Raw genomic sequence first — 22,530 nt, 5'->3', positions numbered from 1 at the left:
TTAATCAATATCCGCATGGGGTGGTTGCCAGTACAGCGCCCGCGCCAGAAGCCTGTCCACGCCCCACCACAGCAGCACGGTCATGACCGCCAGCACCGCGAGGGCCGCAAACATGAGGTCGGTCTGGAAGCGGGTATTCGCCGTCTGCATGAGAAAGCCGAGACCGGAGGAGGCCCCCACCCACTCCCCCACCACCGCCCCGATGGGCGCGATGGCCGTGGCCATGCGTACGCCGGTGGCAAAGGCGGGCATGGCGGCAGGCAGGCGTATATGCACCAGCACGCGCCAGCGCGTGGCTCCCATGGTGCGGGCCAGATCCATCCATCCCGCCCCGGTCTGGCGCAGGCCATCGCCAAGTGCCGATGTGACGGGAAAGAAGATGACCAGCACCGCCATCACCACCTTGGACGCCATGCCGAATCCGAACCACAGCACCAGCAGCGGCGCGAGCGCGAAAACCGGCACGGCCTGGCTGAGCAGCACCATCGGCATGACCCACCGCCGCAGGGGCGCCCACAGCGCCATGGCGATAGCAAGCGCGCTGCCTGCCCCGATGCCGAGGCCAAGGCCAAGCAGCGTTTCCTCCAGCGTGGTCACGGCCGCCGCCCCAAGCTGGGCACGGCCCGACCACAATGCCCGTGCCACCGCATCGGGGGCGGGCAGCATATAGGGCGGCACATGCCCCCACCGCGCAATCGCCGCCCACAGGACCACCAGCCCGGCACAGGTCACCACCGGGCGCAGCGTCGCCATGCCGCTACGGGAGGTCGGTCGTGTCATTATACCCTCTCCCGCCACCAGCATGACGGCACGTGCGGCACCGACGCATCAGCAACCGGGTGCCATGCCCGCATGGCGCAAGGAGAGATGCCCCCTGTCATTGCCCTCACCGTCGATGTGACTGCACCTGCAGCCCCCACCGAACAGAAAATACGCCGTGTCATTGCATCATCCGCCGCAGCAGGCTGGCCTGCGCGCGCAGCACCGCCGGGGCATCGACCGGGCGCGGCGCAGCCCCCTCGGGCACGTCCAGATGCGCAAGGGTGACGGGATTGCCTGCCATGAGCAGCATGGTATCGGCCAGGCGGCAGGCCTCGAGCGGGTCATGGGTAATCAGCACCACGGTGCGCTCAGCCAGCATGCCCCCGGCCAGATCCTGCATGCGGGCACGCGTAATGCTGTCGAGCGCGGAAAAGGGTTCATCCATCAGCACCACCGGGCGGTCTTCATACAGGACCCGCGCAAGGGCCGCGCGCTGACGCATGCCACCCGACAGGGCCGCAGGCAGTACTCCCGCCTGATCGGCCAGCCCCACGCAGCCTAGCAGAAGGCGCGCGCGGTCAAGGTCAGGCCGCTCGCCACGCAGTCGTGCGCCCAGTGTCACGTTATCAAGCACACTGGCCCAGGGCAGCAGCAGATCCTGCTGGCCCATCCACGCCACCCTGCCTGCAAGGGGCAAGCCATCATCGGCCACGATGCGCCCGTAATCCGGCGCGGCGAGGCCACCGATCATGCGCAGCAGCGAGGTCTTGCCCACCCCGCTTGCGCCAAGCAGCACGGTCATGTGCCCGGCGGCCAGAAGCAGGTCCAGCCCGCGGAACAGCGGCGCATTGCCATAGTCCAGCCCGACGCCTTCAAGCCGGATGCCGGGGGGCGGCGTCATTTTTTACGTTTGGGGTAGGCGATGCCCAGCGCGTCACGCGCGGCGGTGGCCATCTGGTCCACGCGCTCGTTATTCACATCGCCCGAATGGCCGCGCACCCATTTCCACTCGATCTCATGCTTTGCGCTGATGTCGAGCAACCGCCGCCACAGATCCATGTTGGCGACCGGGTCGCCCGCCGCATTGCGCCACTTGCGCCGCACCCAGCCGGTGCTCCAGCGGGTTATGCCGTTACGCACGTATTCGCTATCGGTATGCAGCACGACGCGGCAGGGGCGCGTGAGGGCCTCGAGCGCCTCGGCGGCGGCGGTAAGTTCCATGCGGTTGTTGGTGGTCTCCGCCTCGCCGCCTGAAAGTTCACGCTCCTGCCCGCGAAAGCACAGGAGCGCCCCCCAGCCACCGGGGCCGGGATTGGGCTTGCAGCCGCCATCGGTCCATATTTCCACAAGGTCGGTTGCGGACCGGGCTGCTTCAGCCGGGGCTGTATCTTCACTCATGCGGGGAATTCCTGACCCAGATGGGCGGCAAAGAATTCCATGCGCGCCAGATAATCAAGCGGGTTCTTGCGCGTGACCAGCGCATCGGGCGGGGTGTTGATCCAGTCATACAGCCGGGTGAGCGTAAACCGGATGGCCGCCCCCGTGGCCAGCGTGATCAGGGCCGTGTCTTCCGCCTCTTCCAGCGGGCGCACATGCCGGTAGGCCGCGATCATGGCCGCCGCCCGCGCGGGCACGAAGCGGTGGTTGGCATCAAAGCACCAGGCATTGATGGTAATGGCCAGATCGTAGGCATACCAGTCGGTGCAGGCGAAATAGAAGTCGATGATGCCCGAGAGCGCGCCATCGCGAAAAAACACGTTATCGGGGAACAGGTCGGCATGGATCTGCCCACGCGGCAGGCTCGGGTTATTCCCCGTGCCCGGCCATGCGGGCAGCACGCGGGCCAGAACCGCCTCGATGTCACGCACAAGACCGGGGCGCAGTTCATTACCGCGCGCCCGGCAGGCCTCAAGCAGCCCGGTCCAGGCCTGCGGCCCCATGGAGTTGGGGCGCTCGGCCACGAACCCCTCGCCAAGGAGGTGCAGCCGCGCCATGGCGGTGCCCACCTGCGCGCACATATCCACATCCACCTCCGCAACACCCTTGCCGGGCAGGAAGGTGGTGATGGCAGCAAACCTGCCGCACAGCTCACGCAACGTGCGGCCCTGGCGGTCGGCCACGGGCAGCGGGCAGGACAGCCCGCGTGCGGCGAGGTACTGCATCAGCCCGAGGAACCAGGGCAGTTCCTCGGGGTTCACCCGGCGCTCGTAGAGCGTCAGGATAAAGGTGTCCTTGGTGGTTTTCAGCAGGAAATTGCTGTTCTCCACCCCTTCCGCAATGCCGTGGCAGGCGATGGACCTGCCGATGTCATAGCCTTCGAGAAACGCAGCCAGCGCATCGTCCGGCACTTCGGTATAGACTGCCATGTGACGGTACGGATCAGCCCAGCGGCGCAGGCAGACGGAAGGCCACGTTTTCTTCCTTCACGGTAATTTCCTCGATCTCGAGCGTGAAACGCTTGGCAAGGGCCGCGACCATTTCCTGCACCAGCGATTCCGGGGCGGAGGCACCAGCGGTGATGCCCAGCGTGGACACACCATCAAGTGCTGACCAGTCCAGCGCGTTCAGGCGCGGCACCAGCAGGGCGCGCGGCGCGCCGGAGCGCTCGGCTACCTCGCGCAGGCGCTGCGAGTTCGAGGAGTTGGGCGAGCCGATCACGATCACCAGGTCACAGCCCGGCGCAATGGCCTTGACCGCTTCCTGCCGGTTGGTGGTGGCGTAGCAGATATCCTCGCGCCGGGGGCCTTCGATCAGCGGAAAGCGGTCGCGCAGGATGTCCACGATCTCCGCCGTATCATCAACCGAGAGCGTGGTCTGGGTAATGAAGGCCAGCCGTGAGGGATCGGCAGGCTGGACGGTGCGGGCTTCCTCCGCATCGTTGATCAGCGTGACAGCACCCACGGGCAGCTGGCCCATGGTGCCCACCACTTCGGGGTGACCGGCGTGGCCGATCATCAGAATATGGCGGCTTTCCGGCCCGCCATCGGCAAAGTGGCGCTCGGCCTCGCGATGCACTTTCGAGACCAGCGGGCAGGTGGCATCAAGGTAGAGCAGGTTGCGGCGCATGGCCTCGGCCGGCACGGTCTTGGGCACGCCATGGGCCGAGAATACGACCTGGCCATCGGCGGGGACTTCATCGAGTTCCTCGACAAAGATCGCGCCCTGGGCCTCGAGGGCCTCGACCACGGTGCGGTTATGCACGATCTCGTGGCGGACATAGACCGGCGCGCCATAACGGCGGATCGCTTCCTCCACCACGCGGATGGCACGATCGACACCGGCGCAGAAGCCGCGCGGCCCTGCGAGCAGCACCTTGAGCACGCGGGGCGGGGCATCGGCGGCGGTATTATCGGGCGTATGAATCATCTGGTCGGGCATGGTGTTCCCCAAACATCCGGCGGGCGGTATAGGATACGGGCCGCGATCTGCTACAGTTGCGGCGCCGGCATCCCGAGCGATGGACCCGGCCCTACGCAAACCACGGCAATGGCGCAAGCCATTTTCCCGTTCATCCTAACGTATTCTGCCATGCCTGTCCTCCCCCCTCGCCCAGCCACCTGCACATCGCGCCCCGCGCCATGCCCGCGCCGTGGGGCTTCATCCACACCTGACCTAGCCGGAACACCCGCATGATCCCTGCCCCTGTGTCGCCCCGCCTGTGGCGCAATGCCCTGAAAATCTGCACGGTCGCGGGCCTGTCCCTGCTGGGCGCGTGCGAGGGCGAATCCGATTCGATCGATTTCGCCCCGGCCTGCCCGGTGGTGGAAATTCCGGGCGAGGCGGCGGATTACTATCAGTACACCGGCAATGACCACGACATTACCCACCTCGTGGCGCGCGCCAGCCTGACGCGCGTGGTCGGCTCGTGCGAGGAAGGCCAGCACCGCACGGTCATGACCAACATGAAGATCGGCCTGCATGTCGAGCGCGGCCCGGCCTCGAGCGTCAATTTCGTCAACATCCCGTATTTCGTGGCGGTGGTGTTCAATGGCGAGATCAAGAGCAAGAAGGAATTCGTGGCCCATGTCTCGTTTGATGACGGGCGCATGCAGGACCTGACCCACACCCGCAACATTCCCATCACGCTGCCGGTGTCGCGCCATATCCACAGCGACCAGTACCATATCGAGATCGGCTTCCAACTCACCAAGGCGCAGCTTGACTTCAACCGAGCGCACCTTGTCATGCCCACCTTCCACAAGATGTAAGGCGAGCCCGTGCCCGACCGCGCAGCAGACATGAAGGAACTGACCTGGCGCGGCGTGGTGATCGGCGCGCTGATCACGGTCGTCTTCACCGCGTCCAATGTCTATCTGGGCCTGCGGGTGGGGCTGACGGTAGCGACCTCCATCCCCGCCGCCGTCATTTCCATGGCGGTGCTGCGCGTGCTGGGCGGGGGTACCATCCTCGAGAACAATCTCGTCCAGACCCAGGCCTCGGCGGCGGGCACGCTGTCATGCGTGTTTGCAAGCCTGCCCGCGCTGGTCATGGCCGGGTTCTGGCAGCGTTTCCCCTTTCTGCAGACCGCCGTGCTCACGGCGGCAGGCGGCATGACGGGCGTGCTGTTCACCATCCCGCTGCGCCGGGTCATGCTGGCCGACCCTGCCCTGCCCTTCCCCGAAGGAGTGGCGGCAGCCGAGATCCTGCGCGCGGGCAACCATGGCGAAAGCCCCGGCGGCCTGCGTGCGCTGGTGCATGGCGGCATCCTTGCCAGCGGCTTCACCTTCGCCTCGGCGGGGCTGCGGCTGCTTGGCGATGGGGTTACGGCCTCGCTCACCTACGGGCTTTCGGCCTTCCGGTTCTCGCTCGGCTTTTCGCCAGCGCTTCTTGGCGCGGGTTATCTCGTGGGGCTGGAAGGCGGGCTTGCCATGCTGCTTGGCGCACTGCTGACGTGGGAAATCGCCATTCCCGTCATGGCGCACCTGCTGCCGCACCCTCCGGGGCTGAGTGCGGGTGATTTCGCCACGCAGATATGGAAGGACAAGGCCCGTTTCATCGGCGTGGGGCTAATTGGCGTCGCCGCCATCTGGACCGTGCTGCGCATGGGGCGCCCGCTGCTGGGCAGCATGCGCGGACTGCTGGTGCGCCCGCCTGCCACGGCGGGGCAGCCCGCGCGCACCGATACCGACCTCTCACCCCGCGCCATGCTGGGCATTGCCACCCTTGTGGTCATGACGATTGGCGGCATGTTCGTGGTCTTTTCCACCTCCGTCGGGCTGGCATCGGCGCTGGTGGCGGCGCTGGCCGGGCTTGTATGCTGCCTGGGGGTGGGGCTGTTCGTGGCGGCGGCGTGCGGCTACATGGCGGGACTGGTGGGGTCATCCTCCTCGCCGCTATCGGGCGTGATCATCCTTGCCGCGATGTGCCTGGCCTGCGTATTCGTGGCGCTGCGCGCGGTGGGGCTGTTTGCAGGCGCGGAGGGGCAGCATTTCGCAATCGGGTTCTGCCTGTATGCGCTGACCGCCATCACCGCCTCCGCCGCCATTGCCAATGACAACCTGCAGGACCTGAAAACCGGCTGCATGGTAAATGCCACGCCATGGCGGCAGGAAATTGCGCTGCTGATCGGCTGCGTGACCGGAGCGCTGGTCATTCCGCCGGTGCTCAACGTGCTGTACCAGACCTATGGCTTCGTGGGGTCCATGCCGCATGCAGGCATGGACCCCACGCAGGCGCTGGCCGCCCCGCAGCCTGCGCTGCTGCTCATGATTACATCAGGCATTTTCCTCCATCAGCTTGACTGGAGCATGCTGGGGCTGGGCGTTGCTGCGGGGTGCGGGCTGATTGCGCTTGATGGCGCCCTGCGCCGCAGCGGGCGCGGCGCGCTGCCGCCGCTGGCCGTGGGCATTGGCATTTACCTGCCCATGAGCATTTCCATGACACTGGCCGTGGGCGCCCTGCTTGGTCATGTCATGGCCCGGCTGACCAGGGGAACTGGCCGCCATCAGGGTACAATGGTTGCCTCGGGGCTGATCGTGGGCGAGAGCCTGACCGGGGTGGTGCTGGCCTGCCTGTCCGCCGCAAGCGGGCGTGACGCGCCGCTTTCGCTGCTGCCCGCGGGCATGGGCGGCACGCTGCCCGAACTTGCGGGACTTGTGGCCTTCTGCGCCTTATGCCTGTGGTTCTGTCGCGCACAACGGGGCGGCACGGGCGGATAACCGGATCAGGGGGCATGGACGCAGGCCCGCTTTCCATGGCACCCTGCCTGCATGTCCCGCCCTTTTGACAGCCTCGCCTTTCCCCGCCCCGCGCGTGATGCGCTGGCCCTGCGCTTTGGTCAGGTCTCGACCCTGCTTGAGCAGAACCGCGTGGCCGATGCTGCTGGCCTGTTCGATACGATCCGCCGCGATTATGAAAGCTGGTCCGCCCTGGTCGACCTGCGCTTCGCACAGGACACCACCAGCCCCGGCGCCAAGGCCGACCGTGACTACGCCGATGGGCTGGGCCCGTATGTCACCGCGCATGAAGTCACCCTCAAGCGCAGGCTGCTCGAATATCCCGACCCTACGGCGGTGGCCCAGGTCGTTACCCCCCACACGCTGGAACTGTGGCGCACGGACATCACCACCTTCGACCCCCGCATTGCCGATGCGCTGGAAGAAGAAGCCCGGCTGAGCGGTGAATACACCGCCCTGCTGGCCAGCGCGCGGGTGGAGATTGGTGGGCAGCGGGTCAACCTGTCCGGCCTGGCACCCTATGCCGAGAGCACCGACCGCGCCGTGCGCCAGCAGGCCGAACAACTGCGCTGGGCGTTCTTTGCCAAAAACGCGACCCGGCTCGACACCCTGTTTGATGACATGGTGCACCTGCGCGATGGCATGGCGCGCACGCTGGGTTATGACAGCTACATTCCGCTGGCCTACCGCCGCATGCGCCGCGTGGATTACGGGCCTGCCGATGTCGCGCGTTTTCGCAATGACGTGCAGGAGCATGTCGTGCCGCTGGTGCATGACATCCTGCGCAAACGCGCCGACACCATGGGGTGGGAGGTGCTGTATTCATGGGATGAACCGCTGATCGACCCGCTGGGCAACCCCCGCCCCGCCGGCGGCCATGACGTGCTGATGGCCCGCGCACAGACCATGTTCGACCGCATGGGGGGCGACCTTGGCCCCTTCTTTGCCCAGATGCGCGAGAACGGCTATCTCGACCTCATCAACCGGCCCGGCAAGGCGGGGGGCGGGTTCTGCACGTCCTTCCCCACGGTGGGCATGCCGTTCATCTTCGCCAACTTCAATGGCACGCAGCACGACATCAACGTGTTCACGCACGAGATGGGCCATGCCTACCAGAACTGGAAAAGCCGCAACCTGCCCGCCATCGACCTGCTATGGCCGACCATGGACGCCGCCGAGATCAATTCGATGGCGCTGGAATTCCTTACCTGGCCGCATATCGACCTGATGGTCGAGCCCGGGCAGGGCGCGCGTTACCGGCGCATGCACCTCATCTCGTCACTCGCCTTCCTGCCTTATGGCGTGTGCGTCGATCACTTCCAGCACGAGGTCTATGCCCGCCCCGACATGACCCCCGCCGAGCGCCATGGCGTGTGGCACGAGCTTGAGCAGCGCTACCTGCCCTGGCGCAATTATGGCGGCCTGCCCCACCCCACCATGGGCGGAAGATGGCAGGCGCAGGGGCATATCTACCGTTCGCCGTTCTATTACATCGATTATGCGCTCGCCCTGTGCTGCGCCATGCAGTTCTGGATTCGCAGCCGTGACGATGCCCCGGGCACCCTTAAAGCCTATGTCGACCTGTGCGCACAGGGTGGGGCGCAACCCTTTACCCGGCTCGTGCGTTCGGCCGGACTTCAGTCCCCCTTCCAGCCCGGCACGCTGGCCGATGTGGTGCGTACTGCGCGCGCGCTGCTGGATGACTGAAAACCGGAAATTGTTTTTGGGCGCTTTTTGAAAAAAGCTTCACCAAAAACTTTTATTTTTATCAATTCCTTGCACAAGCGCGCTCTTGGCTGAGGGGAATGCATGCCCACCAATACGCCCACGGTTGCCCACACGCTGTACAAGACGCTGGCCGTGCTTGGGCTGACGGCGCTGTTCATGCTCAGCCTGCGCCTGAGCACCACCGTTGCCGGTCTGGTCGACCGCATTGCGGGCACCGATCTGTGGCTGTCCGTCTACCGCCTTGCGGGGGCGACCGATGAGACCGAGCAGGAACGGCTGATCGTAATGGCAGTGGCCCTTGTATGCTGCCTGCTTGCCATCGGCGTGGTCGAGATCGCTGACCGGCTGCTCATGCGCCGTCGCGCTGCCAGAAAAAGGTGAGTTCATGCTTGTTGTGCCACAGATGCAGCACCCGCCCACCGGGAATGGCGGCGAAAGCCTCGGCCGTGTCATGATCGGTCTCGCCCTGGAATTTGATGGTCATGACAACCCGCGCAGCCCTGCCTGAGGCAATCCACCGCTGCGCCAGCGTGAGCAGGCGGGCGGGATAGGCGATGATGTCCGAAAACAGCCAGTCCACCGGTTCGCAGGAAGCAGGATCCAGCCCGAAAGCGCTTTCATAGCGGCATGTCACGTTCGGCAGGGCGGCAATACGTTCATCCAAAGGCGCGCGGTCAATGGCCGTGACATGCGCGCCCTGGCTGGCCGCAACCCATGTCCACCCACCCGGGCAGGCGCCGAGGTCGATGCAGGTCTCGCCCGCCACAGGCCACCGGCCAAGGCGGAACAGTGCCTCCCATAACTTGAGATAGGCGCGTGAAGGCGGATCGGTGCGGTTCTCGACAAAAGCCACCTCGCCATTGATGAACGGCGAGGACTTGGTGGGCGAGAGCAGCAGCCGGTCCGGGGCCAGCAGCGTCCAGCCGCCCAGATGGGCATCGGGCGGGGAGGAGGGAAAGCTCACCGGCTTCGGCCGCACCGGTGGCAGGGCATCGGTAATCAGGGCACTGCGGCGGTGGAGTATGGGCGTGTAACCGGCCCAGTTGCGTTGCAGGCCGCGCATGATCCGCGCCGCGCCCTTGATGGAGGGCACCGCGTGATGCTCGGGTGCATCCCATATGTCAATCGCCCACAGGCTGGCCACGGGCGGCGCGGCTGACAGCGCCAGTCGGCCATGCCAGCACAACTCCCCTGCCCCCTTGCGTGTCAGTTCCTGCTCCAGAACATCCTCAAATCCCGGTGCGGCCAGATAGGCGCTGCGCACGGGCCATGCGGGCTGCGTGTTGGCTTCGGGCTGGGCGTTCATGCGCGCATCACTCCCACCGCCAGCAAAAGCCACGCTCCCATAAGGATGCTGCCCCCCGTTGGCGCCACCGGGCCGGGATGGATACCCCAGAACGCCGTCAGCGCCACGCCCACGCTGAACAGGACGGTGCCCACCGCCATGAGGCAGCCGGACAGGGAAATAAGCGCACGGCACCCCTGCTGGATCATCAGCACCGCAATCCCGATCATGGCCAGCGCATGCCACATCTGCATCTGTATGGCCTGCCGGGCCATATCACGCCCGCCCTCGGCAAAGAAATGATCGGGCAGATGGGCGGTAAGCGCCCCGCCCATGACGGCACAGAACGCGGCCAGCGCCGCAAAACACAACAGGAACCGGACAACAGTAGGCATTCAGCATATCCGCAAACAGGGTGACGACCCGCACACGTAGCGGGCGGCCACACCCTACTCCCGGCATGGGCGCATCGTATAGGCCAGCCCGACGTGAAGGGAGGCCACGTGCCAGCAGATCAGCCCGGGGCGGTAGGAAAGTTTTCCTCTACCCTGCCCAGTCGCTTTCGCCTGCCGCAATGGACCACTCTTGTGGCCTGCTGGCTTTGTATGCCGGGCCAAAACTGATAAACCGTGAGGGCGTTCAGTAAAACCGCCTGAATTTTACACGTTGGGAAGATGAAAGCATGAAAAATTACGCCGTCTGGTTTCTTTGCGCATCTGTCAGCCTTCTTCCTGCAGCAGGTCTTGCGGCCCGTCCTGCCACGCCGCCCGCCGCGCCTGCGGCGCCTCCTGCGTCCGCGCCGAGCCTGCCGCCGCTGACAGAATCCGATTCCACCTTTGCTGAAAACGTGTCGGCCCTGAACGCATTCGAGATCACCATCTCCAAAATGGCCACGACAGAAGCCAAGCGGCGGAAAGTGCAGGAATTCGCCACGCGCTCGGTCAAGCTGCACACCACCAACGAGACCGCCCTCTCCGCCATTGCCCTCAAGCACGGACTGACCCTGCACAAGGAAATGAGCCCGGATGAGGATGAAGTTGCAGCCCAGCTAAAGACCGAAACCGGCGCCAAATTCGAGCGCGATTACCTCGACCTGCAGGCGCAGGCGGCAAGCGATGCGCTGGCCATGTTCCAAAACGAGGCGGAATCCGCCTCCGACCCCGAACTCAAGGCCTATGCCTCCACCACGGCGGATACATTGCAGACCCTGCTCAATGATTCCCTGAAGCTCGGTGCGGCCAAGCCTTCACGCTGAAGACTGCCGCCATGATGACTGATAGACGTTTCCGGGTGCTGCCTTTTTGCAAAAAGGCAGCGTTCCTTGAAGATTTTTAAAAAAAGCTTCACCAAAAGATTTTTATTTATGGAAGAATATCTTCCGGGTTTTACTTGAAATATGCGGGATTATATTTATTAAAAAATACATTACTATTACTTTTACTCATGACAGGCGGATAAATCCATGAGCATTCGTATCGACCGGGTCGTGACCCGTGGCGGCGACACCGGGCAGACTGCGCTGGGCAATGGCGCGCGTGTCGCCAAGGACTCGGTGCGCATCGAGGCCCTTGGCGCCCTTGACGAAGCCAATGCCGTGATCGGGCTGCTGCGCGCGACCCTGCCTGCAGGCCGGAACGCCCGTTTCATTGCCTGGCTGCAGGGGCTTCTGTTCGATATCGGCGGCGTGGTGTGCATGCCCGGCAACCCGCCCCGCCCACTGGCGCAGGGTGCCGCTGCGGTCAAGGCCATGGAAGACGAGGTGGAGCACCTGCGCGCGCATATCCCGCCGCTGACCAGCTTTGTCCTGCCCGGCGGCACGATGGCCGCAGCCCACGCCCATCTGGCGCGCACCGTGGTGCGGCGGGCGGAGCGACGGCTGGCCACGCTGGCGCGCAGCGAAGATATTGGCCCCGCCATTCCCGCCTGCATGAACCGCCTGTCCGATTACCTGTTCGTGCTGGGGCGTCACCTCAATGATAACGGGGCCAGTGACCTGACATGGGCCCCGGCCTCCCCGCCACCCACGGCTGAATGAGGGCTTTCAGCCCGGCAGGCGGTCCAGATGCAGGCAGGCCTGCTCGGCCAGATGGGCCTGCGGAGCGTTGACATCGAGCGTCATGACCACCTCATGGTGCATGTCGGGTTCTTCCAGGGTTGCGAACTGGCTGTCGAGCATGCCAACCGGCATGAAATGTCCCGTGCGCTGGCGCAGGCGCGGGGCAATGTCTTCCCTGCTGCCCTTGAGGTAGACAAAGCACACCTCCGCATGGCCCGCGCCGATCCGCTCGCGATAGGCGCGCCGCAGCGATGAACAGGTCACGATGCCGCACTGCCCCTGCTCACGCCAGGCCAGGATCGCGGCGGCAATGCGGTCGAGCCAGGGGGCACGATCCTCATCGGTCAGGGGAATGCCGTTGCTCATGCGCGCGATATTGGCGGGCGGATGCAGGTCGTCGCCTTCGATGACAGGCCAGCCCATGCGCTCGGCCATAAGCTGGGCCACGGTGCTCTTGCCACACCCTGACACCCCCATCACCACCAGCACGCGCGGGCGCGCCGCCTGCCCGAGCCTGCGCGAGAGAGAGACCGCAACGGCGTTTTGCCCATTGTCACACATACTGTATCCTGCCGGATATTACGGAAAAGACGTTATCGCGCCTTATCTGGCCCAACCACCCTTCAAAACGCAAGTGACTGCTGCCATGCAGGAATGCCAATACAGCAAATTTCATTATGAAATCTGTTGTTTTTTTGTTTTAAAATGAAGAAATATTGTTAATTTATATTGTTATTTCCGTTTAATTTATTTGAATTTTGTTAAAAATATTTTGACATAATAATTGTGTCATCCATTATTATATTTATCTTCATACCTCTTGCGCAAGCCGTCCCAAAGGCGTTATATACTCGATCAATCACTTAAAAATCGGCACCATCGGCATCCCGGTCAGAGGAATAATTTCCTAAATATGGCCTTTCCCAACATCTCGCATGGTGCATTGAGTTATCGAGAGTTCTGCTGTGTCACCTTATAACGATTTTCTTTCCTTTTCGAAGGAAGAAGACCAGAGCCCCCAACGCGACGAAGTCAATGAAACCGCCTTCCGCCAGGCGCTTGAGCGCCTTGGCAAGGGCAAGCCGCGCGGTCCCGCCGCACCCAAGGCTGCACAGGCCAAGGCACGCCCCGTGCGCCAAGCTGATCCGACCCAGCGCCGCCGCAAATTCGTGCAGGATGGCGATGTACGTGTAGAACATCATTCGCTGACCACCGGCCGCGCCTCACCACGCGTGCTGCATGCCCAGCCCGAAGACCGGGGCGAGACGGAGCAACTGCGCCACAAGATCCAGTTCGAGCAGAAGCTGCGCGAGGAGGCCGAACTCCGCCTTTCAGAAGCGCAGGCGCAGATCCGCTCCCTGACCACCCGCATCGGTCATGCCGATGTCATCGCTGCCGAGAACAAGACCAGACTCGCCGCACGCGATGCTGAAATACTGAGCCTGCGCGCCGAAATCTATGCAGCCCGCGAAGAAGCCGACCGCCTGCGCGAGGAAGCCAGCCGACACAGGGCACGCAGCCGCGTGGCAGAAAACCGGGTCATGCCAGCCCGCACCCCGCAGGCAGGTAACGACGAGGCTGACCCCAATGAACCCGAACCCGTAAAATGGTGGTAACGCCCGCCGCAAGTCGCTGTGCCAATGGAACCCGATGAGCCGCCACACAACCCGGCGGCACGGCAGAGGCAGGTCGGGCTGATCATTGTCGCCACCTGCACCAGCATGAGCCTCGCCATTCTGGTGCTATTGCCGCTGGTCAGCGGGTTGATCAACCTGCTGCGCGACATACTTGGCGTGCTGATCCTGCCCTTTTCTTTCATGTTCGGGCTCGGGGGTGACACGCAGGAACAGTCGCCCGCGCTGCTGCGCCTGCTGTCGGATATGGGACTGCAGACACAGTTGCACCCGCTCCGGCTTGGGGGTGCTGCGGTGCTGGAACTTGTGGCGGTCTTTCTGTTTGTCATTGCCGAGCGTCTGGGCGGACGCACCGGCTATGTGGGAGCCTGCGCGGCTTCGGCAGGGGCGATCGTGCTGTCGGGCCTGCCGCTGGCAACCCCACTTCTGCCCGCCATCCTGACCGAGGGGGTTTTCCTGCTCAACCCGCCCTCACCTGATCCGGACTGAAAACAGCAGAACATAAAGACGTTCCTGGGAAAGCTTTTCCAGACAGATTCAAACAAAATGCCGCCTTTCGTAAGAAAAGGCGGCACCCGGATGCCTTGATGATTCCTTCAGGACAACCCGTCGACAAACCGCGCAAGGCGCGTGCAGCATTCCGTGAGAATGTCATCACTCGTGGCATAGGACAGGCGCAGGTAAGGCCCCTGCCCGAAGGCCGAGCCATGCACCACGGCCACATGCTGCTCGGCTAACAGGGCGATAGCGAAATCCTCGTCCGTATTGAGCATCCGCCCGCCCGCTGTCCTGCGCCCGATGCAGCCAGCAATGCCGGGATAGGCATAAAACGCCCCGTGCGGCATGGCACAGGTCAGGCCGGGAATGGTGCGCAGGGTTGACACCACCATCTCGCGCCGGCGGGCATAGACCGCGCACATCTGCGCAATAATGTCGGGCGGCCCGTCAAGGGCGGCGGCGGCAGCGGCCTGGCTGATGGAACAGATGCCCGATGTGGCGCTGCCCTGTATGGCGGTCATGGCACGGATGAGCGGCGTGGGGCCACCCACGTAACCCACCCGCCAGCCGGTCATGGCATAGGCCTTTGACACACCGTTCAGGGTCAGGATACGGCCCTTGAGGTCGGGGGCGACGGCAGCAAGCGAGGCATGGCGCAGCCCGTCATAAAGCAGGTGCTCATATATTTCGTCAGAGAGCACATGCACATGCGGATGGCGCCGCAGCACCTCGGCCACGGCTTCGAGATCCGCCTCCCCCATGGTGCCGCCCGTGGGGTTGTTGGGAAAGTTGAGCACCAGCCATTTGGTGCGTGGCGTGATCGCGGCCTCCAGCGCCTCGGGCCTGAGGCGGAAATCATCGGCCTCATGGCAGTCGGCATAGACAGGCGTGCCGCCAAACATCTCGACAATCAGCGGGTAGCTCACCCAGTACGGGCGCGGAATGACCACTTCATCGCCCGGCTGCACGGTGGCCATGAACGCATTGAAGATGACCTGCTTGCCCCCGTTCGAGACCATGATCTCCCCCGGCGCGTAGTCCAGCGCGTTCTCGCGCGCAAACTTGCGCGCGATCGCGGCCTTGAGTGCAGGCGTACCATCAACGGGGGGGTATTTGGTCTGCCCGTCCAGCGCTGCGCGGTGAGCCGCCTCGATCACGGCGGGGGGCGTTGCGAAGTCGGGCTCGCCCAATGCGAGCGAGAGCACTTTCTCCCCTTTCGCGCGCAATTCACGCGCGCGCTGCGCCATGGCGATGGTGGCGGGCACGCTCAGGCGCTCCATCCGCTGCGCGAACAGCGGATAGGCAAGTCCTTCATTTCTGTTCATGGCCGTGCGTTCCTTAACGCAGGGCTGCGCAGAAACGCTGGATGCGCAGGCAGGCTTCCTTCAGGCTGGCCGTGTCGGTGGCGTAGGAGATGCGGAAATGCCCGGCGAACATGAACGCGCTGCCATGCACGGCGGCAACGCCTTCCTCATCAAGCAGGGCCGTGACAAAGGCTTCATCGGTATCGATCAGCGTGCCGCCCGCGCTGGTCTTGCCCAGGCAGCCGACGAGCGAGGGAAACACATAGAACGCGCCCTCAGGCACCGGGCAGTGCAGGCCTTTCGCCTCGTTGAGCATGCCCACCACGAGGTCACGCCGCGCCTGATAGGTGCTGACCATGGTGCCGATGAAGTCCTGCGGGCCGGTCAGCGCCGCCACTGCCGCGGCCTGACTGATCGAGCCGGGGCCGGAGGTGGACTGGCTCTGCAGCTTGTTCATCGCCCGCGTCATCTGCACGGGGGCGGCGGAATAGCCAATGCGCCAGCCGGTCATGGCATAGGCCTTCGACACGCCATTCATGGTGACGGTCCGGTCACGCAGGCGGGGCTCGACCTCGACCACGGTGGGCGCGCGAAAGCCATCATAGACCAGCTTGTTATAGATATCGTCGGTCAGGATCCACACATCGGGGTGGCGCAGCAGCACGTCGCACAGGCCGCGCATCTCCTCGAAGGAATAGGCCGCCCCGGTGGGGTTGTTGGGCGAGTTGAGCAGCAGCCACCTGGTGCGCGGCGTGATCGCGGCCTCAAGTTCGGCCGGCTGGAGCTTGAAGCCGTTCTCTACGCTGCACGGCACGATAACGGGCGTGCCCTCGGCCAGCGACACGATATCGGGATACGACACCCAGCACGGCGCGGGAATGATGGCCTCATCACCCGGATTGATGGTGGCAACCATGGCGTTATAGATGATCTGCTTGCCGCCATTGGCAACGATCACTTCATCCCAGGTGTAATCCAGCCCGCTATCGGCGCGGAAGCGCTCGGCAATGGCCCGGCGCAGGGCGGGCGTGCCCGCAACATCGGTATATTTGGTCTCGCCTGCCTCGATGGCGCGGATGGCGGCTTTCTTGATGCTGTCTGGCGTATCGAAATCCGGCTCACCGGCGGAAAGGCTGATGATGTCCTTCCCCGCCGCCTTGAGTTCACGCGCCTTGGTTGAGATGGCAATCGTCTGGCTCGGGCTGATCCGGGCCAGTCGGGCGGCGGTAAGATCCATGGTATCAAGATCCATTAACAGTGAAAAAAACACATCCGGCACGCGACCGGGCGGGCGTAGCCTAGAGCGAACCCGTGCTCGAGGAAACAGCAGATATATGATCTCCTGCCCCGGCGGCCTGAAGCACCTGTTGCGGTGTCATGCCCGCCGCGCGCATGGCGCGGATGGAGGGCGCGCCATCACGCTTGGCCAGCCGCCTGCCCTCGCCGTCGCACAGCAGCGCATGATGGCTGTAGCGCGGCGCGGGCCAGCCCATGATGTGCTGCAGCAGGCGGTGCAGGCCGGTTGCTGGCCGCAGGTCCACCCCGCGCGTGACAAGGGTGACGCCCTGCAGGGCATCATCATGCGTGACACATAAATGATAGGAGGCAGGCACATCGCGCCGCGCGAGCACCACATCGCCAAATGCCGCAGCACAGGCGGGCTGCGGGCCTTCGCCGCATTCGTGCCATGTCAGCGTATCCGCCCCCGGCCATTGCAGCGCGCGCGCCATGTCCAGCCGCAGGGCATGAGGGGCATCCGCCGCTAGTTTTTCTGCCCGCAGGCCCGGCTCCATGTGGCGGCAGGTGCCGGGATAGACCAGGGCACCATCGGGCGCATGATGGGGCGCGCCCGCGGCCTCGGCAATATCGCGCCGGGTGCAGAAGCAGGGATAGAGCAGCCCATGCGCCGCCAGATGGTCGAGCACGGCGCGATATTGCGCCATGTGCTCTGACTGGCGGCGCACCGGCTGCGGCCAGGACAGGCCAAGCCAGCCGAGGTCGGCATACAGGTCGGTAATGAATTGAGGGCGGCAGCGCGTGGTGTCGATATCCTCCACCCGCAGGATAAAGCGCCCCCCCGACTCCTTGGCCACGCGCCAGGCGTGCAGCACCGAGGCCACATGCCCCAGATGCAGGTGCCCCGTGGGGCTGGGGGCAAAACGGGTAATTTCAGCCATTATCCATTTAAATCAGAGCGATGGCGAAAAAATGCGCCACGACCCTGCCCTGCTGCGTTGATAGGTCGGTGCCTGCGGCCACGTGGGCATGGGGTTGCCACGCCATGCGGGGTCTGCAATAGATTCGACAGTTACCTGACGACGACGCACATCCATAAGGCGTTCGCTTCGGAACAGAGTACGCCTGAACTTTGTGCGGCGGCATTCGGAAAGGAATGCGTCCGTGCCCTGTGACAGTCAATACCTGCCCGCTCTCGTCCTGAATGCCGATTTCAGGCCGCTCTCCTATTTTCCGCTTTCGCTGTGGTCATGGCAGGATGCCATCCGCGCCGTGTGGCTCGACCGCGTATCAGTGCTGAGCGAATATGATACGGTCGTCCACTCCCCCACCCAGAGCCTGCGCCTGCCCAGCGTGATTGCGCTCAAGGACTATATCCCCACCGCCCGCAAGCCCGCCTTCACGCGGTTCAATGTCTTTTTGCGCGACAATTTCTCCTGCCAGTACTGCAATACCCGCTTCCCCACGCAGGAACTGACCTTCGACCACGTCATTCCCCGCAGCAAGGGGGGCCGCACGAGCTGGGAGAACGTGGTGACCGCCTGCAGCCCGTGCAACCTGATCAAGGGCTCCTACATGCCGCATCAGATCCGCATGTATCCCGCCCGCACGCCTGCGCGGCCCTCAAGCCGCAGGCTGCAGGAAAATGGCCGCGCCTTTCCCCCCAACTACCTGCACGAAAGCTGGCGCGACTATCTGTACTGGGATACCGAACTCGAAAACTGAAACCGCCCTGCCGGCCGCAACACATCGGAGCGGCCAGGGTTCCCTTACCGGGCGGACACGCTATTTTGTGTAGCTGTAGCCGTATTCATCGGCCATCTTCTGCAGGTCGGGCGCGCCACGCAGGTTGAGCGGCAGCGGCTGGGCCTTCTTCTTCTTTGAACCGAAGATGAAGTTGTGGTCGCTCATGCGCTGGCAGGTATTCGCCGCGATGGGAAAGCTGAGCTGCATGGTGGTGCCCAACTGCTCGCGCAGGCATTTTACATCACTCTCGAACGGCTTGCGCCCGATCTCGGCCGTGCAGCCACCAAGAACTACCAGCCCACATGCCAGCAGCCCGAGGCGGGCAGGCAGTTTTTCCACAATCTTCAGCTTCATTTCGACCCCGTCGCTTAAGCGCTGGCAAGACTGCCACGAAAGTGCTCCCCGCGATAGGGGACAAGACGCCGGGCAGCCGGTGCCGCGTGGGCAATGCATAGGTGCCCTACCTGCAATGCCGGACATGAACACAAAGCATACCTGCCAAGAAGATATGATGAAGCCGGATGGTGGTATCATCTGAATGCATAGGTGATATTACCGTGATCTTGATGACAGGCGGGCCTTATATTGTCACCCTCTGTCATTATTCTGATTTTTTTTAAATCATACGTGATATATAAAAATTACAAATACAGCACCGGACCGGCTGTAAATTTGTTACCAGATTGCGTATGGCTGTCGCGCGTTGTCACCGTCCCCATCGATGCCTGAGGTAAAAGAATGAGATTACTGGCCGTTCATCCAAGCTCGCTCATGTACACGAAGGTCTTCCTGCGTCTTGAACCGCTGGGGCTTGAACTGGTTGCCGGTGCCGCGCGCAACAAGGGGCATGACGTGCAGATCATCGACCTGCAGGTCGAGAAGCACCCCGATTACTGGCAGCGCATTGAGGAATTCCGCCCGCATGCCATCTGCTTCTCGGGCAATTACCTGGCCAATGTTCCCGAGATCATCGACCTGTGCAAGGAAACGCGCAAGCGCCTGCCCAACGTGTTCCTGTTCATTGGCGGGCACTCCATCTCGTTCATCGCGCGTGACGTGCTGGCCCTGTCCGATGGCGCCATCAACTGCGTGCTCAAGGGCGAGGGCGATGCCACTGTCGGCCTGCTGCTCGAGGCATGGGAGCAGGGCAAGGACCTGACCACCGTACCCGGCGTGGTGACAATGGATGGCGATGGCCCGCCGCCCATCTTTATCGAATCGCTTGATGAGGTGCGTCCCGCGCGCGACCTGCTGCGCCACCGCCGCAAATACTTCATCGGAACACTCGACCCCGCCGCCTCCATCGAGTTCGCCCGTGGCTGCCCGTGGGACTGTACCTTCTGCAGTGCATGGACCTTCTATGGCCGCTCCTACCGCACGGCGAGCGCCAAGGTGATTGGCGAGGAACTGCAGGAGATCAAGGAGCCCGGCATCTTCATCGTCGATGACGTGGCCTTCGTGCATGCCGAGCACGGCATGGCCATTGCCGATGAAATCAAGCGCCGCAACATCCAGAAAGAATACTACCTCGAGACGCGCGCCGACGTGCTGATGCGCAACAAGGAAGTGTTCGCGGTCTGGAAAGAGATCGGGCTGAGCTACATCTTCATCGGGCTTGAGGCAGTGGATGCCGAAGGGCTGAAGCGCTTCCGCAAGCGCGTGTCGATGGACCGCAACTTCGAGGCGCTGGAATACGCCCGCTCGCTCGATCTGATCGTGGCCATCAACCTGATTGCCGACCCGTCATGGGACCGTGAGCGCTTTGAGGTCATCCGCCAGTGGTGCCTCGAGATCCCGGATATCGTGAACATCTCGGTCACGACGCCCTACCCCGGCACCGAGATCTGGGAGAGCGAGTCCCGCAAGCTGACCACGCGCGACTACCGCCTGTTCGACATCCAGCACGCGGTCATGCCCACCACCCTGCCGCTGCGCGAGTTCTATGAGGAGTTGGTCAAGACCCAGCAGATCCTCAACAACAAGCATCTGGGCTGGAGCGCGATCAAGGACACGCTGGGCATTGCCCTGCGCCTGGCCCTGCGCGGGCAGACCAACTTCCTGACCATGATCTGGAAGTTCAACTCAGTGTTCAACCCCGAGTTGCAGATGGCCGATCATGCGCAGAAGGCGGAATATGAAATGCCGCTCAAGCCGCAGGGTTCTGACCAGAAGGTGGACCGCAAGACGCTGTACGTGCACGGCCCCGCTGGTCGCAAATCACGCAAGATCGATGACGATACCGAAAAGTTCGTTGATGAGACCCGCATGAGCACGGTTGACTGACGCGCGCGCCGCGTCAATCATCCCGTCATGCAAGGGCCGGTTGCGCAAGCACCGGCCCTTTTTGTATGGGCCCCTCCGCCTTGCAGCACGGTTGCCAGAAAAGCGCCTCAGGCACACGCCTGCGATCTTGAGGTCACGCTTTTTCAAAATGCTTTAAAGAGTGCCGCCTTTTTGAAAAAAGGCAGCACTCAAAAACTTTTATTCTTTTTTATCAAAGCACTATTTTTATCGTCATTGCGTGCATGCTGTGCGTGATGCCGACAGTTTTCCGTTCCACGCCGCCGAATGAACGTGCCAGGATCGCGACAACATTCTGCCTGTGCATGGGACAGGAACGATTTCATTTTTATTATGATCGATAATATCTTTTTCTGATAATGATGCTTTCTGAAGCTTTTTGAAAAAAGCTTCACCAAAAACTTTTATGATTTCAGGCTATTATGGAGGCTGCCTTTTCAGGCCGCCGCCAGGGTATCAGGCGGGAAACAGGATTTCCCCATCCGTTGCACTGACATCAAAAAAACCGACCTGATGCCGGATTGCCAGTTCACGCATCAGGGCATGCGCCTCCTCGGCCACCGACCATGCAAACGCTGCGTAGATCATGTGCGGCGTAGTTGATGAATAATCAGTCATATAAGAACCGGCATCATCTGATGCCTCGAGTTCTACGCTGTCCATATCCGGGAATGTGCGGCACATATCCCCGTACCATGCGTTCAGCGCCGGGGTTGTCGCACTGCCGTCACCCGCGTCTTTCATCTGCTGGCGATACCAGGCAAGGAATTCCGTCCTGTCACGCGGGGCGGCAGCAGGATCAAAAACCATAAGATCGTAACTCGAGACGTCCGGCCTCCATTTTCACGACGCCCCAATATATACAATATATCCTATAATGAGATGATGCTTTTATCAGGTCTGCGACAATGTGGCGTTTATCCCGCGCGCGGAGGGAGTGCTGCGGAAGAGGTCATGGCGCAGCCCCCTTTTCCGTTGTAATGATTCGACTGATCAACCCAACGCAGCCACGGCGGGCGCGCGACAGCAGAAGGTAACCAGATTCATGGAAAAAATAACACTGAACGTACAGGGCATGACCTGTGATGGCTGCGCCGCCAAGGTGAAGCGCGCACTCGAAGGGGTGGATGGCGTCTCGATGGTGGAAGTCTCGCTCGAACAGGGCAAGGCCTTCATTACCTATGATGCCCGTTCCACCAACCCGGAAGACCTGTACGCCGCCGTGGACGACGCAGGGTTTGATGCAGGCTACTGAACGCTGAAATAAGGCCACGCGCCGCCCTGTTTCCCAAAAGGCGGCGGTTTTCAGGCTTTTTTCCTGTTTTCAGGCAGGCATGGCGGCGGCAGCCTTGCGAATGGCCTGCGCCATGGCCTCCACCCCGTTGCCACGATTGGTGGAGAGCGCCTGCACTAGCCCCAGTTCGCGCAGGAAGGCAGGGTCAGTGTCGAGTATCTCCTGCCGACTGCGGCCGGAATAGACCCGTAGCAGCAGCGCCACCAGCCCCGACACGATGGCCGCATCCGACGCGCCGGCAAGGTAGAGTGCGCCATCGCGCGGCTGCACCTCCATCCAGACCTGGCTCTGGCAACCCGGTACGCGATGGGCATCATCCTGCCATACGGCGGGAAAAGCCGGCAGCTTGCGCCCCAGTTCAATGATGTACTGGTAGCGCTGCATCCAGTCATCAAACAGGGCCAGTTCCTCGCCAATCTCGGCAATGGCGTCAGCGGCGGTATCGTCCTCGGGCTTTACAAACGGGTCAGTCATCAATCTTTCCAGCGGCGGTGGCCATCAAATCGGTCA

25 protein-coding genes are annotated in these 22,530 nt (G+C 63.0%); 11 read left to right on the top strand and 14 right to left on the bottom strand.

Annotation, left to right across the window (positions count from 1 at the left end; all coding sequences use genetic code 11):
• From FMA36_RS10645 to ispH, 5 genes are all read right to left on the bottom strand, one after another.
• Complete coding sequence (locus tag FMA36_RS10645) at window positions 1-780, bottom strand: ABC transporter permease (RefSeq protein ID WP_159262282.1); 780 nt, start codon at window positions 778-780, stop codon at window positions 1-3.
• Window positions 781-940: 160 nt separating this feature from the next.
• Window positions 941-1,663, bottom strand: coding sequence for an ABC transporter ATP-binding protein (locus FMA36_RS10640; protein WP_159262281.1), 723 nt, complete (start codon window positions 1,661-1,663; stop codon window positions 941-943).
• Window positions 1,660-2,160: a ribonuclease HI gene (rnhA, locus tag FMA36_RS10635; protein ID WP_159262280.1), complete on the bottom strand. Its 501-nt coding sequence runs from the start codon at window positions 2,158-2,160 to the stop codon at window positions 1,660-1,662. The genes FMA36_RS10640 and rnhA overlap by 4 nt, the downstream gene beginning before the upstream one ends.
• Window positions 2,157-3,128 (bottom strand): homoserine kinase, encoded by a 972-nt coding sequence (locus FMA36_RS10630; protein WP_159262279.1) that lies wholly within the window; start codon window positions 3,126-3,128, stop codon window positions 2,157-2,159. The genes rnhA and FMA36_RS10630 overlap by 4 nt, the downstream gene beginning before the upstream one ends.
• A gap of 13 nt (window positions 3,129-3,141) precedes the next feature.
• A complete protein-coding gene (gene ispH, locus FMA36_RS10625; RefSeq protein ID WP_078524456.1) occupies window positions 3,142-4,140 on the bottom strand; it encodes a 4-hydroxy-3-methylbut-2-enyl diphosphate reductase in 999 nt (332 codons plus the stop codon).
• A gap of 251 nt (window positions 4,141-4,391) precedes the next feature.
• Between ispH and FMA36_RS10620 the strand changes: the two genes are divergently transcribed.
• The 4 genes from FMA36_RS10620 (at window position 4,392) to FMA36_RS10605 (ending at window position 9,047) form a co-directional block, all read left to right on the top strand.
• Window positions 4,392-4,970, top strand: a complete 579-nt coding sequence (locus FMA36_RS10620) for a hypothetical protein (protein ID WP_159262278.1) — start codon at window positions 4,392-4,394, stop codon at window positions 4,968-4,970.
• A 30-nt stretch (window positions 4,971-5,000) separates the two neighbouring features.
• On the top strand, window positions 5,001-6,920 hold the full coding sequence (locus FMA36_RS10615) for an OPT family oligopeptide transporter (RefSeq protein ID WP_159263862.1): 1,920 nt from the start codon (window positions 5,001-5,003) through the stop codon (window positions 6,918-6,920).
• Window positions 6,921-6,971: 51 nt separating this feature from the next.
• On the top strand, window positions 6,972-8,645 hold the full coding sequence (locus tag FMA36_RS10610) for a M3 family oligoendopeptidase (protein ID WP_159262277.1): 1,674 nt from the start codon (window positions 6,972-6,974) through the stop codon (window positions 8,643-8,645).
• A gap of 102 nt (window positions 8,646-8,747) precedes the next feature.
• Entirely contained in the window at window positions 8,748-9,047 is a 300-nt protein-coding gene (locus tag FMA36_RS10605) for a hypothetical protein (protein ID WP_159262276.1), read from the top strand.
• Here FMA36_RS10605 and FMA36_RS10600 read toward each other — a convergent pair.
• Both FMA36_RS10600 and FMA36_RS10595 read right to left on the bottom strand, forming a co-directional pair.
• Complete coding sequence (locus FMA36_RS10600; protein ID WP_159262275.1) at window positions 9,016-9,972, bottom strand: SAM-dependent methyltransferase; 957 nt, start codon at window positions 9,970-9,972, stop codon at window positions 9,016-9,018. The genes FMA36_RS10605 and FMA36_RS10600 overlap by 32 nt on opposite strands.
• Window positions 9,969-10,346 carry a DUF423 domain-containing protein gene (locus FMA36_RS10595; RefSeq protein WP_159262274.1) on the bottom strand — a complete coding sequence of 126 codons (378 nt, stop codon included), beginning with the start codon at window positions 10,344-10,346 and terminating at the stop codon, window positions 9,969-9,971. Before FMA36_RS10595 ends, FMA36_RS10600 begins: the two co-directional genes overlap by 4 nt.
• A 287-nt stretch (window positions 10,347-10,633) precedes the next feature.
• Between FMA36_RS10595 and FMA36_RS10590 the strand changes: the two genes are divergently transcribed.
• Both FMA36_RS10590 and FMA36_RS10585 read left to right on the top strand, forming a co-directional pair.
• On the top strand, window positions 10,634-11,206 hold the full coding sequence (locus tag FMA36_RS10590) for a DUF4142 domain-containing protein (protein WP_159262273.1): 573 nt from the start codon (window positions 10,634-10,636) through the stop codon (window positions 11,204-11,206).
• 207 nt (window positions 11,207-11,413) lie between these two features.
• Window positions 11,414-11,986, top strand: a complete 573-nt coding sequence (locus FMA36_RS10585) for a cob(I)yrinic acid a,c-diamide adenosyltransferase (RefSeq protein WP_159262272.1) — start codon at window positions 11,414-11,416, stop codon at window positions 11,984-11,986.
• Window positions 11,987-11,992: 6 nt separating this feature from the next.
• Here the strand turns inward: FMA36_RS10585 and FMA36_RS10580 are convergent, their stop codons facing one another.
• Entirely contained in the window at window positions 11,993-12,568 is a 576-nt protein-coding gene (locus FMA36_RS10580; protein ID WP_159262271.1) for a gluconokinase, read from the bottom strand.
• A gap of 404 nt (window positions 12,569-12,972) precedes the next feature.
• Between FMA36_RS10580 and FMA36_RS10575 the strand changes: the two genes are divergently transcribed.
• Together FMA36_RS10575 and FMA36_RS10570 are read left to right on the top strand one after the other, a co-directional pair.
• Complete coding sequence (locus FMA36_RS10575; RefSeq protein ID WP_159262270.1) at window positions 12,973-13,623, top strand: DUF334 domain-containing protein; 651 nt, start codon at window positions 12,973-12,975, stop codon at window positions 13,621-13,623.
• A gap of 24 nt (window positions 13,624-13,647) precedes the next feature.
• Complete coding sequence (locus tag FMA36_RS10570) at window positions 13,648-14,130, top strand: hypothetical protein (RefSeq protein ID WP_159262269.1); 483 nt, start codon at window positions 13,648-13,650, stop codon at window positions 14,128-14,130.
• Between the two features lie 107 nt (window positions 14,131-14,237).
• On the opposite strand, the gene FMA36_RS10565 is transcribed toward FMA36_RS10570, so the two are convergent.
• The 3 genes from FMA36_RS10565 to gluQRS all read right to left on the bottom strand — a co-directional run bounded on the left by FMA36_RS10565 (window position 14,238) and on the right by gluQRS (window position 17,620).
• Entirely contained in the window at window positions 14,238-15,464 is a 1,227-nt protein-coding gene (locus FMA36_RS10565; protein ID WP_159262268.1) for a pyridoxal phosphate-dependent aminotransferase, read from the bottom strand.
• 13 nt (window positions 15,465-15,477) lie between these two features.
• Window positions 15,478-16,680 (bottom strand): pyridoxal phosphate-dependent aminotransferase, encoded by a 1,203-nt coding sequence (locus FMA36_RS10560; protein WP_159262267.1) that lies wholly within the window; start codon window positions 16,678-16,680, stop codon window positions 15,478-15,480.
• 61 nt (window positions 16,681-16,741) lie between these two features.
• On the bottom strand, window positions 16,742-17,620 hold the full coding sequence (gene gluQRS / locus FMA36_RS10555) for a tRNA glutamyl-Q(34) synthetase GluQRS (protein WP_159262266.1): 879 nt from the start codon (window positions 17,618-17,620) through the stop codon (window positions 16,742-16,744).
• A gap of 223 nt (window positions 17,621-17,843) precedes the next feature.
• Here gluQRS and FMA36_RS10550 point away from each other — a divergent pair, with 223 nt between their 5' ends.
• The gene (locus FMA36_RS10550; RefSeq protein ID WP_078524470.1) at window positions 17,844-18,404 is read left to right on the top strand and encodes an HNH endonuclease; all 561 of its coding nucleotides are present in this window, start codon (window positions 17,844-17,846) and stop codon (window positions 18,402-18,404) included.
• 60 nt (window positions 18,405-18,464) lie between these two features.
• On the opposite strand, the gene FMA36_RS10545 is transcribed toward FMA36_RS10550, so the two are convergent.
• Window positions 18,465-18,779, bottom strand: coding sequence for a hypothetical protein (locus FMA36_RS10545; protein WP_078524471.1), 315 nt, complete (start codon window positions 18,777-18,779; stop codon window positions 18,465-18,467).
• Window positions 18,780-19,163: 384 nt separating this feature from the next.
• Here FMA36_RS10545 and hpnR point away from each other — a divergent pair, with 384 nt between their 5' ends.
• The gene (gene hpnR, locus FMA36_RS10540; protein WP_159262265.1) at window positions 19,164-20,708 is read left to right on the top strand and encodes a hopanoid C-3 methylase HpnR; all 1,545 of its coding nucleotides are present in this window, start codon (window positions 19,164-19,166) and stop codon (window positions 20,706-20,708) included.
• 474 nt (window positions 20,709-21,182) lie between these two features.
• On the opposite strand, the gene FMA36_RS10535 is transcribed toward hpnR, so the two are convergent.
• Window positions 21,183-21,536, bottom strand: coding sequence for a hypothetical protein (locus FMA36_RS10535; protein WP_159262264.1), 354 nt, complete (start codon window positions 21,534-21,536; stop codon window positions 21,183-21,185).
• A 235-nt stretch (window positions 21,537-21,771) separates the two neighbouring features.
• On the opposite strand from FMA36_RS10535, the gene FMA36_RS10530 reads away from it, so the two are divergent.
• Window positions 21,772-21,981, top strand: coding sequence for a heavy-metal-associated domain-containing protein (locus FMA36_RS10530; protein WP_159262263.1), 210 nt, complete (start codon window positions 21,772-21,774; stop codon window positions 21,979-21,981).
• Between the two features lie 69 nt (window positions 21,982-22,050).
• On the opposite strand, the gene FMA36_RS10525 is transcribed toward FMA36_RS10530, so the two are convergent.
• Entirely contained in the window at window positions 22,051-22,494 is a 444-nt protein-coding gene (locus tag FMA36_RS10525; RefSeq protein WP_159262262.1) for a SufE family protein, read from the bottom strand.
• Between the last annotated feature and the right edge of the window lie 36 nt (window positions 22,495-22,530).

Source organism: Komagataeibacter xylinus (assembly GCF_009834365.1).
Lineage (GTDB): Bacteria > Pseudomonadota > Alphaproteobacteria > Acetobacterales > Acetobacteraceae > Komagataeibacter > Komagataeibacter xylinus_D.
The sequence above is the reverse complement of the archived record's forward strand: the minus strand, read 5'-3'. Positions and strand labels throughout refer to the sequence as shown.

Bases quoted from the DNA above. Each gene is read 5' to 3' on its own strand.
- FMA36_RS10645 (WP_159262282.1), bottom strand. From the start codon at position 780: ATGACACGACCGACCTCCCGTAGCGGCATGGCGACGCTGCGCCCGGTG.
- hpnR (WP_159262265.1), top strand. From the start codon at position 19,164: ATGAGATTACTGGCCGTTCATCCAAGCTCGCTCATGTACACGAAGGTC.
- FMA36_RS10595 (WP_159262274.1), bottom strand. From the start codon at position 10,346: ATGCCTACTGTTGTCCGGTTCCTGTTGTGTTTTGCGGCGCTGGCCGCG.
- FMA36_RS10615 (WP_159263862.1), top strand. From the start codon at position 5,001: ATGAAGGAACTGACCTGGCGCGGCGTGGTGATCGGCGCGCTGATCACG.
- FMA36_RS10580 (WP_159262271.1), bottom strand. From the start codon at position 12,568: ATGTGTGACAATGGGCAAAACGCCGTTGCGGTCTCTCTCTCGCGCAGG.
- FMA36_RS10585 (WP_159262272.1), top strand. From the start codon at position 11,414: ATGAGCATTCGTATCGACCGGGTCGTGACCCGTGGCGGCGACACCGGG.
- FMA36_RS10530 (WP_159262263.1), top strand. From the start codon at position 21,772: ATGGAAAAAATAACACTGAACGTACAGGGCATGACCTGTGATGGCTGC.
- FMA36_RS10605 (WP_159262276.1), top strand. From the start codon at position 8,748: ATGCCCACCAATACGCCCACGGTTGCCCACACGCTGTACAAGACGCTG.
- FMA36_RS10560 (WP_159262267.1), bottom strand. From the start codon at position 16,680: ATGGATCTTACCGCCGCCCGACTGGCCCGGATCAGCCCGAGCCAGACG.
- FMA36_RS10600 (WP_159262275.1), bottom strand. From the start codon at position 9,972: ATGAACGCCCAGCCCGAAGCCAACACGCAGCCCGCATGGCCCGTGCGC.
- ispH (WP_078524456.1), bottom strand. From the start codon at position 4,140: ATGCCCGACCAGATGATTCATACGCCCGATAATACCGCCGCCGATGCC.
- FMA36_RS10620 (WP_159262278.1), top strand. From the start codon at position 4,392: ATGATCCCTGCCCCTGTGTCGCCCCGCCTGTGGCGCAATGCCCTGAAA.
- FMA36_RS10535 (WP_159262264.1), bottom strand. From the start codon at position 21,536: ATGGTTTTTGATCCTGCTGCCGCCCCGCGTGACAGGACGGAATTCCTT.
- gluQRS (WP_159262266.1), bottom strand. From the start codon at position 17,620: ATGGCTGAAATTACCCGTTTTGCCCCCAGCCCCACGGGGCACCTGCAT.
- FMA36_RS10590 (WP_159262273.1), top strand. From the start codon at position 10,634: ATGAAAAATTACGCCGTCTGGTTTCTTTGCGCATCTGTCAGCCTTCTT.
- FMA36_RS10525 (WP_159262262.1), bottom strand. From the start codon at position 22,494: ATGACTGACCCGTTTGTAAAGCCCGAGGACGATACCGCCGCTGACGCC.
- FMA36_RS10640 (WP_159262281.1), bottom strand. From the start codon at position 1,663: ATGACGCCGCCCCCCGGCATCCGGCTTGAAGGCGTCGGGCTGGACTAT.
- FMA36_RS10570 (WP_159262269.1), top strand. From the start codon at position 13,648: ATGGAACCCGATGAGCCGCCACACAACCCGGCGGCACGGCAGAGGCAG.
- FMA36_RS10610 (WP_159262277.1), top strand. From the start codon at position 6,972: ATGTCCCGCCCTTTTGACAGCCTCGCCTTTCCCCGCCCCGCGCGTGAT.
- FMA36_RS10545 (WP_078524471.1), bottom strand. From the start codon at position 18,779: ATGAAGCTGAAGATTGTGGAAAAACTGCCTGCCCGCCTCGGGCTGCTG.
- FMA36_RS10565 (WP_159262268.1), bottom strand. From the start codon at position 15,464: ATGAACAGAAATGAAGGACTTGCCTATCCGCTGTTCGCGCAGCGGATG.
- rnhA (WP_159262280.1), bottom strand. From the start codon at position 2,160: ATGAGTGAAGATACAGCCCCGGCTGAAGCAGCCCGGTCCGCAACCGAC.
- FMA36_RS10630 (WP_159262279.1), bottom strand. From the start codon at position 3,128: ATGGCAGTCTATACCGAAGTGCCGGACGATGCGCTGGCTGCGTTTCTC.